This window comes from Allocoleopsis sp., from assembly GCF_036703385.1.
Classification (GTDB): domain Bacteria; phylum Cyanobacteriota; class Cyanobacteriia; order Cyanobacteriales; family Coleofasciculaceae; genus Allocoleopsis.
In genome coordinates this window covers 1-9,478 of record NZ_DATNPA010000368.1, presented here as the reverse complement: position 1 = coordinate 9,478, position 9,478 = coordinate 1, and the positions used below count along the sequence as shown (strand labels likewise).

The window sequence follows — 9,478 nt, the reverse complement described above, 5'->3', positions numbered from 1 at the left end:
GGGTAACCCAACGTGACCATTGCCAGCGAGTCTCCCACTAAGAGGATATCGACGCCCGCTGCATCCAACAACTGGGAAATCGCATAATCCCAAGCCGTCAGCACCACGATCGGACGACCCTGTTGCTTCCATTGAATGAGTTGCTGGGTTGTAACTGCCATTTGAGTTTAGTGCTGATAGCGTAGCGGTAGCGAGTCTTTGAACGTCGGTTTTAATGAAGCGAGTTAATTGGTCAAGTTAAAAACTTTCTCTAGGATTGCCACGAGTGAAGGCCAAATGCGGTCTAACCTGACCGGTTGTCTGACTCACCCAGGCTAATCCTTCAGTCGTGCCGACCCATAACTTATTACCTGTATCGGGAGATAGGACAAGAACACGACTAGAAGGAAGATCGGGAACTTCACCGAGTACAGCACCACTGTCCGGTTTGAGTTTCAACAAGCCGTTATCCGTCCCAACCCAAACACTCCCATCTTTAGCAAAGCGCACTGAGGTAACGTTACGTCCTCGTAGTGGGGTGACGGAGCGTAGGACTTCGCGAGTTTCTGGGTCTATGACCAGTAAACTGTTGGGAGTTCCAGCCCAGAGTTTACCATCGGGCGATAAGGTTAGGGTTTGTACCGTGGTTCCGGGGAGGCTGGGGATGCGACCAATGACTAAAGCACTGGCGGTATCAACACGGACAAGTCCTTCTAGGGTTCCGACCCACAGCTGACCATCTTGATCTAAAGTAAGAGCGTTAGCGCTGACACCGGGGAGTTTTTGGACGGTCGTCATCAATAATCCTTGGTCAGGGCTGATTAGGGTAAGACCGCGATCGCTTCCGACCCAAAGATAGCCTCGGCGATCGAGCAACAACGACAACACGCGGTTAGAAGGCAAGGTAAAATTTTGTGCCGTTACTTCATTACTGCGGGGGTCTACGCGCAACAATCCTTCGTAAGTGCCCACCCAAATACGTCCCACTTTATCTTGGGCTAAAGCGCCGATGGTGTAATTGGGAAGGGCAATGCGAGCCAACACTCGTCCGCTATTGGGACTAATTCTAGCTAACCCCGTCCAAGAACCCACCCAAAGGTCGCCAGTAAAGTCGGGTTGCAAGGCACTGACGCGGAAATCAGTCGGCAGAGGAGCCGTGTCTTGACGTAAGCGCTCTGGGGGCAATGGCTCATTTAATGGCGGGGGTGGGTCGCCTGTGTAGACAGGTGTCTGCCTGCCTGGGTCAAGAGTTGGGGGAAAGTCTGACTCCGTATTCGTCTGTGCCAACGTTGGAGCGATCGCTTTTGGGTGGGCTAAGCTCAACCCTAGTAATGTCACACTCATCAAAAAACGGATGTGGGCTGTTAAAAACGCCATCGCGGTTCTCTCTGCCTTCCTGAATAAGCTTGCTCTTGTGCAAGTATTCCTATATTTAAAAGTATCCCTATATTTAATCGCTTCTGGATGCTGGATGAGTAGAAGGTTAAGCCTGGTGTTTTTTCTCTATCTCTAAACGGGACATGAATTCATTTTTTTTACAAAAGTTTACAATATGTGACGGTTCTTCTCATATATAAAAAAAGTTTATGAAAACCTACAGAAGATTTGAATTATAACTTATTGAATTCTTGGTATAGTTACAAAACAATTAAGAAATTAAGCGCTACCTATCCAGTTATGCCTTGTTTACAAAAAGATGCTCTTTAGTGGTCACTTTTGTGGTCAAATAGCATTTGGTTAGGTAATCCCAGGCAGCAGCCAAAATAAGGGAAAGTTGGGTGTGGTGTTGCACCCGAATCAGGGCTTATTAGGCAAGCCTTATTAAAAGATTTTTGTTCCAAAAATTCAGGGCAGAATCTACAACCATTGTCAATGCATATACCTGTTGCAACATTCAGTCGCTCCTAAGGAAGGAAAACATGTCTTACTCTAAAACCAGCACTCAGTCAAAAGCTGGGTACGACGCCGGGGTAAAAGATTATAAATTAACTTATTACACTCCGGATTACACCCCTAAAGATACTGATGTCCTGGCGGCGTTTCGCGTAACTCCACAGCCTGGGGTTCCTCCAGAAGAAGCGGGTGCTGCTGTTGCCGCTGAATCTTCCACGGGTACCTGGACGACTGTGTGGACAGACTTGTTGACTGACCTCGATCGCTACAAAGGTCGTTGTTATGACATCGAGCCAGTACCTGGGGAAGACAACCAGTACATCTGCTTTATCGCCTATCCTTTGGATCTGTTTGAAGAAGGCTCTGTCACCAACTTGCTGACCTCTTTGGTGGGTAACGTATTTGGTTTCAAAGCTCTGCGTGCACTGCGCTTGGAAGACCTTCGGATTCCCATCGCGTACATGAAAACCTTCCAAGGCCCACCTCACGGGATTACCGTTGAGCGTGACAAGCTGAACAAGTACGGTCGTCCTCTGCTGGGTTGTACGATTAAGCCCAAGCTAGGTCTGTCTGCGAAGAACTACGGTCGTGCGGTTTATGAGTGTCTGCGCGGTGGTCTAGACTTCACCAAAGACGACGAAAACATCAACTCCCAGCCCTTCATGCGCTGGCGCGATCGCTTCCTGTTCGTTCAAGAAGCGATCGAAAAAGCACAGGCTGAAACCGGTGAAATTAAAGGTCACTACCTCAACGTCACCGCCCCCACCTGTGAAGAAATGATGGAGCGTGCTGAGTTCGCTAAAGAAATCAAGACGCCGATCATCATGCACGACTACCTCACGGGTGGTTTCACAGCTAACACCTCCTTGGCTAAGTGGTGCCGCCGTAATGGTGTCCTGCTACATATTCACCGTGCGATGCACGCTGTAATCGACCGTCAGAAGAACCACGGTATCCACTTCCGCGTACTCGCCAAGTGTCTGCGGATGTCTGGTGGTGACCACCTGCACTCCGGTACCGTAGTTGGTAAGCTGGAAGGCGAAAAAGGCATCACGATGGGCTTCGTTGACCTGATGCGGGAAGACCACATCGAACAAGACCGCGCACGGGGTATTTACTTCACTCAAGACTGGGCTTCCATGCCTGGTGTGATGCCCGTAGCTTCCGGTGGTATTCACGTATGGCACATGCCTGCGTTGGTGGAAATCTTTGGTGATGATTCCTGCCTCCAGTTTGGTGGTGGTACTCTGGGTCACCCTTGGGGTAATGCTCCTGGCGCTACCGCTAACCGTGTTGCTTTAGAAGCTTGTATCCAAGCTCGTAACGAAGGTCGCAACCTGTTCCGTGAGGGCGGCGATGTGATTCGTGAAGCTTGCAAGTGGAGTCCTGAGTTGGCAGCGGCTTGCGAACTGTGGAAGGAAATCAAGTTCGAGTTTGAAGCGATGGACACCGTCTGATCAAGCGTGAAGTGTACAGTGTGAAGTATGAACTGTCATACTTCATGCTTAATACTTCATACTTCAAAAGGCTGGGGTCAGAAGATGGATTTAAAACGAGTTGCCAAGGACGCTGCCAAGACGTTGAGCAGCTATATGACCTATCAAGCACTGCGGGTTGTCTTGGAGCAACTCAGCGAAACTGACCCACCCCAGTCGCTTTGGCTGCATGGTTTCTGTTCCCATATTAGTGTCCAAGATGGAGAAGCTTTCATCCGGGCATTACTTCAGGAAAAGCAAGAGCTGGCATTTCGGATCATGACCGTGCGACAGCACTTGGCGGAAGAAGTCGCAGACTACTTACCAGAAATGGTACGTTCTGCTATCCAGCAGTCGAATATGGAACATCGGCGTCAGCATCTAGAGCGGATTACGCAACTCACCGTTTCTGAACCCCCGTCCAGCTCCGAACAGCCAACGGACTCGGAAAGTTAGTTAATTGAGGTGACCAAAATTGGCCTAGCTGCCTGGTCACCTGTTGCACACTCCTAATCCAAAAAACACACCTAACCCATGCAAACTTTACCGAAAGAGCGTCGTTTTGAAACCCTTTCCTACTTGCCCCCGCTGACCGATTCTCAGATTGTCAAGCAAGTCCAATACATTTTGGATCAAGGGTATATCCCCGCTGTAGAATTCAGCGACAATTCAGAACCAGAACATCACTACTGGACATTGTGGAAGCTGCCCCTATTCAAAGCTCGCAACACTCAAGAAGTGATGGCTGAAGTGGATGCTTGCCGTTCTGACTATCGTGACTCTTACATCCGCGTGGTGGGTTTTGATAATGTGAAGCAGTGCCAAGTGCTGAGCTTCATCATTCACAAGCCCAATACCAACGCCCGTGGTCGCTTCTAAGAAGCTTTTGGCTAGAACAATTTGAGGTAAATACAAAAAGGAGAGGGATGTTAGCACCTCTCCTTTTTTTGGTAAATTTCATGAATAAATATTTTGAGGCTAATTCTCTCACATAATAGAACGATTAATGCCCTTGCCAGAGTCCTCCACGCTTTGTGCTAACCTCATAAAGCTACCCTACTTAGAATCATCGTTTTCTCGTAATGATCCTGTTAACTTAGCATTGTCTATATTCGCACTCTGCCAGTTAGCTTGACGTAAATCAGCACCTTCTAAATTAGCATTTCTTAAGTTGGACTCCTTGAGCTCTGCACTCGTTAAATCAGCCTTCTTCAGGTCAGCATAACTTAAGTCAGCTCTGATCAATTTGGCTTTTTTAAGATTAGCTCCAACAGCTTGCATCCCATGAAATTTAACATTTGTTAAATCAGCATTGGTTAAATTTGCATCTGTTAAATTAACTTTGGGTAAATTAGACGCGCTCAAATTAGCATGGCTTAGATTTGCGCCCCTTAAATTCGGTGCTTCACCCTGTTCAATAGATAGAGTCTTCGAGTCTTCTCCAAATCGAACTCTGGAAAGGTTCGCTCCAGTTAAATTAGCCTGACTCAAGTTTGTATTTGATAATTGAGCCTGGGAAAGATTAGCTTTGCTTAAGTTAGCTTGACTTAAATTGGTGTTTTTTAGGTTGGCTCCCTTTAAATTAGCCTGGGAAAGATTAGCACCAGCTAAGTTTGCTTCCCTCAAATTTACCGCTGCTAAATTGACTCCTCGAAAATCACAGCCCGGACATTGATTCGTATTGGTTAACTGTTGTAGCGCTAAAGAACCGCTAAGCTTGAAATCTTGCACTTGATTAGCTGTATTAACTTCAGCATTGGTTGCGCATCCTGCACAGGCTGAAATTACAAGTAACTTAATTACTATCTTAGTAAGCTTCATTACTTGCACCCCTAGATTCTTTGGTAGCTAGCCTGATATTGTACCATATAAAAATAATTGATACTGGGCATTAAAACACAAATATATAAAAAATTACTTTATAGAAATTTCCGCCTGATCTTGAAATTTCAAGTGGGTCAAAAATTTTGTCTAATAGATAGTAGTAACTTTTTGAAAATTTGCTCTAGGCGCGATTGCCGATGAATCGGCTCATTCGTTTAGGGTAATCGCGTTACCTCTACCAACAAAGCCGCTGACGTAAGTATTGCTTGCACGATCAGCAGGGTCTACTTGCAAAACTAATGGGGTGACACACTCTCCTTAGGTTTTGTACTCGGCAATGCCTGTGTTTCTTGGGGAATCGAGTTTAATCGCTCGTTCTAAAGCCGCTTTTTCTCTTGCTCGACGGGCATAGGATTGTAATTGAGTACAATCCCAACCGCTAAGAATGCTCAAATCCTCTAAATCAATTCCCCGCATGAGCATTTCCACACACCAAGTCTGCCGAGCTTGCTCTATTAACAGGGGTTGACCTTCAGGCGTTAACATTCCGGAGGTGAATTTCTGCCATACACTGCCTAACTCTTCCTCTGACATGGCCTCTCCTCCATCATTGATAAATAAAGCTTGCTGAGTGTCTTTCCGGCTTTTTAACCATTGGGTCAAGGGATTACGTGTATAGGAGCCGTAGCGCTTCCCCATAATCCACTGATTCACGGGCACTTGCCGAACTGCTCCTTGAGTCACTTGTAAGAGGTGCTGGTGTTCGTCACAGATTTGATGCGATCGCTCTAATGCTACCGTTTCTGAAAGGGTTAAACCAGCGCCAAACAACACGTAAGCGAATGCATACTCTCGTAATCCCCGTTTTTTGGCTTGTTGCAGAATAGAATGCACTAAAGAGGCGGGTAAATCAGCTACCTTCTGCGGTTCATGAGTAGAATCTTCCTTTGATTCAGCCGTCACTTCGTGGGGTGAAACCCCCCCGTGTAAAAACAACTCCACCAAACTCTCCAAAAAATCCTCTCGGTCATCCCAAAGTTCGTGAAACTCACTCGTCAGTTCAATAACCAAGTAGCCGAACAACATTTCATTGAGCAAACTGGCTAATTTTTCGACCGATATCCGGGGATGTAAATTTTCGCGATCGATCACAGTGGCTAGATATCGAGCCACCTCTAGATTAGCCAGAGTAACGCCTCGCCCTAGCGCTCGGCGATTTTCGAGGGTGTAGCGACCGGCCTCTCCAACTACAGAACGTAGCAGTTCTGGAATTTCTTCAAGAACTTTTAGGCGATCGCCAGCATAATTTTTCAGAGCTTGATCTAAACGGCTGCTCTTTTGAACTTGCGCTCTTAACGATTCACTCAGGCGGGTAAAGACTGCCGAGTCCTCAATCACCGCCAAGAGCAATCCTTGCTTATTCCCGAACTGTCGAAACAGAGTTACTTCATTGACCTGAGCCAATTCAGCAATTTGTCGAGTGGTCGTCTCGGTCACTCCCTGTGAGGTAAACAACTCCAACGCGGCATTAATCAAACGCTGTCGAGTTGAAGAAGGTGTTCGAGACATAAGTCTAAAGATGTAAGTGGCACTTGCATATCTGGATTATTATTGGATAAGCTGTAGAAGTGCAAGTATTACTTGCACCTAAAGTCCCGGCTATAGCTACCCCTCTCCTCAATAGAGAAGATTTATGACGAATCAAACACTCACGGCTGTCCCAGGAAGCCGTACCGATTTAAAGTTCAACTGGGTGAGTGCATCGTTTTTTGTTGCCATTCACGCTTTAGCCATGCTTGCTCCTTGGTTTTTCTCCTGGTCAGCTTTGGGAGCGTGCCTATTTCTCCACTGGTTATTCGGCAGCATTGGCATCTGTTTAGGGTATCATCGACTGCTGACCCATCGTAGTCTACAAGTACCCAAGTGGTTGGAGTATATCACTACAACCATCGGTACTCTAGCCTTGCAAGGGGGACCTATTTTTTGGGTAGCTGGTCACCGTCAGCATCATGCTCACCCAGAGGACGAAGTCAAAGACCCGTACTCAGCACGACGGGGTTTTTGGTGGAGTCACATGCTTTGGCTGGTTTATCAAACACCGAACCTTTTTGACCGAGAAAGCTATAAAAAATATGCCCCAGATATAGCGCGAGACCCCTATTATTGCTGGCTTGATCGCTACTTTTTGCTCCTCCAAATTCCTCTAGGTCTGTTGCTGTATGCTCTCGGAGGATGGTCATTTGTCATTTGGGGAATGTTTGTCAGAGCCGTATTGCTTTGGCACAGCACCTGGTTGATTAATTCAGCGACTCACCTGCGCGGTTATCAAACCTATCAGGTGGAAGATGGTTCTCGGAATCTCTGGTGGGCGGCGATTTTAACCTATGGAGAAGGCTGGCACAATAATCACCACGCTCAACCCAATGTTGCTCCGGCTGGACGCCAATGGTGGGAAGTAGATCCTACTTGGTGGGCGATTCAAGTTCTGAAAACCCTGGGATTAGCCACAAAGGTGGTAATGCCTCCACAGCGACAAGTACAGGGTTAATTTCGAGGAGAGGGTAATGCCGATAAAACTTGGCAGGGTAAACAGTCCCTGCCAAGTAGATGTCTATCCTTAAACTGATGTAAAACCTCAGCTACTTAGCTTTGCCTTAACCATTGCTTGAATTTTCTGCCCATCGGCTCGACCTTTGAGCTGTTGCATTACAGACCCCATGACTTTACCCATGTCCTTAGCAGAGGTCGCCCCGGTAGAGGTAATCACTTCATCAATAATAGCTGCCACCTCTTCATCTGAGAGTTGCTTAGGTAGATACTCTTCGAGAATAGCGAGTTCCTGAGATTCTTGTTCGGCTAAGTCCTCGCGTCCGGCTTTGCGATACTGCTCAATGGAATCCCGGCGTTGTTTCGCTAACTGGGATAACACTTCAAGTTCCTGACTCTCTGTAAGACTATCTTTCCCTTGAGCTCGCAAACTCGATTCTTTTTCTAAAATCACCTTTTTGATGCTACGGACGGTTTCGAGGCGAACTTTATCTTTGGCCTTCATGGCAGCTTTAATCTCTTCCGAGATGCGATCTTTTAAGCTCATTAAGAAATCCTCCTCGTGGGAAACTCCTTTCAGTGTATCCATACTGCATCAGTAGCCTCTCGTTAGAAGAGACGCTCTACGTGATTGCGCACAAGAAAGCCAATTCGTAGGGTGCATTAGCGATTCAGCGTTACTGATAACCCTTGAGCGATCGCATAATGCACCCACTGCGAGTTAAACTCCTACAGGAACCGGGCAATCAGACGCACTTAGCATGTCATAAGCCGCCAAAACAATTTTTTCAGTCTCCTCCCAGTCAATACACTTGTCTGTTACAGAGACACCATATTTTAATTCCTCTCGGTTACTGGGAATGGGTTGGTTTCCTTCATACAAATTAGATTCCAGCATCATACCTACTATTGAGGTATTGCCATCCAGGATTTGATGAATTACATTCTCAAAGACAGAACCTTGTAACTTGTGGTTCTTTTTAGAGTTTCCGTGGCTACAATCAATCACAATTTTGCAGGGTAATTGCGCAGCTTCCAATTTTTCTTCTGCTAGTTTCACACTATCAGCATCAAAGTTGGGCTTACGGTCACCGCCTCTTAGAATGATATGACCATAAGCATTGCCTGTAGTTCTAAAAATGCTGACCTGTCCCTCTTCATTAATGCCTAAGAAATGGTGAGGTTCTCTAGCTGACTGGAGAGCATTTAAAGCCACTTGAATACTACCATCTGTGCTGTTTTTAAACCCAACTGGCATGGAAAGCCCACTTGCCATTTCGCGATGAGTTTGGGATTCAGTCGTCCGTGCGCCAATAGCTGTCCAGGAAATAAGATCGCTAATATATTGAGGTACTATAGGGTCTAGAGCTTCTGTAGCAGTGGGTAATCCGAGTTCAGCAATTTTGATTAGGAGTTCCCGTGCCATGATTAATCCCTTTTCAATATGGAAAGAATCATCTAAATCGGGGTCATTAATTAATCCCTTCCAGCCGACAGTGGTTCTTGGCTTTTCAAAGTAAACTCTCATGACCAAGAGTAATTTATCTTTGACTCGCTCTGCTAGGGTTTTAAGCCTTTTAGCATAGTCTTCAGCCGCTTGAACGTCATGAATGGAGCATGGGCCAACGACTAGAAATTTTCTCTGGTCTTTCCCGTCTAAAATAGCCTCAAGTTCTTGCCTAGATTTTAAAACGGTTATCTCGGCTAAATCTGTTAAAGGGACTTGGGATTTGATTTCAACCGGAGTGATTAAAACCTGA

Annotated in this window: 10 protein-coding genes; 4 read left to right on the top strand and 6 right to left on the bottom strand. The window is 46.4% G+C overall.

Annotation, left to right across the window (positions count from 1 at the left end; genetic code table 11):
• Both V6C93_RS18265 and V6C93_RS18260 read right to left on the bottom strand, forming a co-directional pair.
• A partial coding sequence (locus tag V6C93_RS18265; RefSeq protein ID WP_333478098.1) for a 3-methyl-2-oxobutanoate hydroxymethyltransferase occupies positions 1–161 on the bottom strand: 161 nt, incomplete at its 3' end.
• Positions 162–237: 76 nt separating this feature from the next.
• Positions 238–1,356, bottom strand: coding sequence for a ligand-binding sensor domain-containing protein (locus V6C93_RS18260; protein ID WP_333478097.1), 1,119 nt, complete (start codon positions 1,354–1,356; stop codon positions 238–240).
• A gap of 542 nt (positions 1,357–1,898) precedes the next feature.
• Here V6C93_RS18260 and V6C93_RS18255 point away from each other — a divergent pair.
• The 3 genes from V6C93_RS18255 (at position 1,899) to V6C93_RS18245 (ending at position 4,226) form a co-directional block, all read left to right on the top strand.
• Positions 1,899–3,329 (top strand): ribulose-bisphosphate carboxylase large subunit, encoded by a 1,431-nt coding sequence (locus V6C93_RS18255; RefSeq protein ID WP_190496625.1) that lies wholly within the window; start codon positions 1,899–1,901, stop codon positions 3,327–3,329.
• A gap of 84 nt (positions 3,330–3,413) precedes the next feature.
• Positions 3,414–3,803, top strand: a complete 390-nt coding sequence (gene rcbX / locus V6C93_RS18250) for a RuBisCO chaperone RbcX (protein ID WP_333478096.1) — start codon at positions 3,414–3,416, stop codon at positions 3,801–3,803.
• Between the two features lie 78 nt (positions 3,804–3,881).
• Positions 3,882–4,226, top strand: coding sequence for a ribulose bisphosphate carboxylase small subunit (locus V6C93_RS18245; RefSeq protein WP_190496629.1), 345 nt, complete (start codon positions 3,882–3,884; stop codon positions 4,224–4,226).
• A 177-nt stretch (positions 4,227–4,403) separates the two neighbouring features.
• Here V6C93_RS18245 and V6C93_RS18240 read toward each other — a convergent pair whose 3' ends face one another.
• Positions 4,404–5,168: a pentapeptide repeat-containing protein gene (locus tag V6C93_RS18240; protein ID WP_333478095.1), complete on the bottom strand. Its 765-nt coding sequence runs from the start codon at positions 5,166–5,168 to the stop codon at positions 4,404–4,406.
• A gap of 321 nt (positions 5,169–5,489) precedes the next feature.
• Positions 5,490–6,740, bottom strand: a complete 1,251-nt coding sequence (locus tag V6C93_RS18235) for a TetR family transcriptional regulator (protein ID WP_333478094.1) — start codon at positions 6,738–6,740, stop codon at positions 5,490–5,492.
• 124 nt (positions 6,741–6,864) lie between these two features.
• Here V6C93_RS18235 and V6C93_RS18230 point away from each other — a divergent pair, with 124 nt between their 5' ends.
• Positions 6,865–7,719, top strand: a complete 855-nt coding sequence (locus V6C93_RS18230) for an acyl-CoA desaturase (RefSeq protein WP_333478093.1) — start codon at positions 6,865–6,867, stop codon at positions 7,717–7,719.
• Positions 7,720–7,806: 87 nt separating this feature from the next.
• On the opposite strand, the gene V6C93_RS18225 is transcribed toward V6C93_RS18230, so the two are convergent.
• Both V6C93_RS18225 and V6C93_RS18220 read right to left on the bottom strand, forming a co-directional pair.
• On the bottom strand, positions 7,807–8,265 hold the full coding sequence (locus tag V6C93_RS18225; RefSeq protein WP_333478092.1) for a GatB/YqeY domain-containing protein: 459 nt from the start codon (positions 8,263–8,265) through the stop codon (positions 7,807–7,809).
• 174 nt (positions 8,266–8,439) lie between these two features.
• The coding region (locus V6C93_RS18220; RefSeq protein ID WP_333478091.1) for a 3-deoxy-7-phosphoheptulonate synthase at positions 8,440–9,478 on the bottom strand (1,039 nt) is incomplete at its 5' end.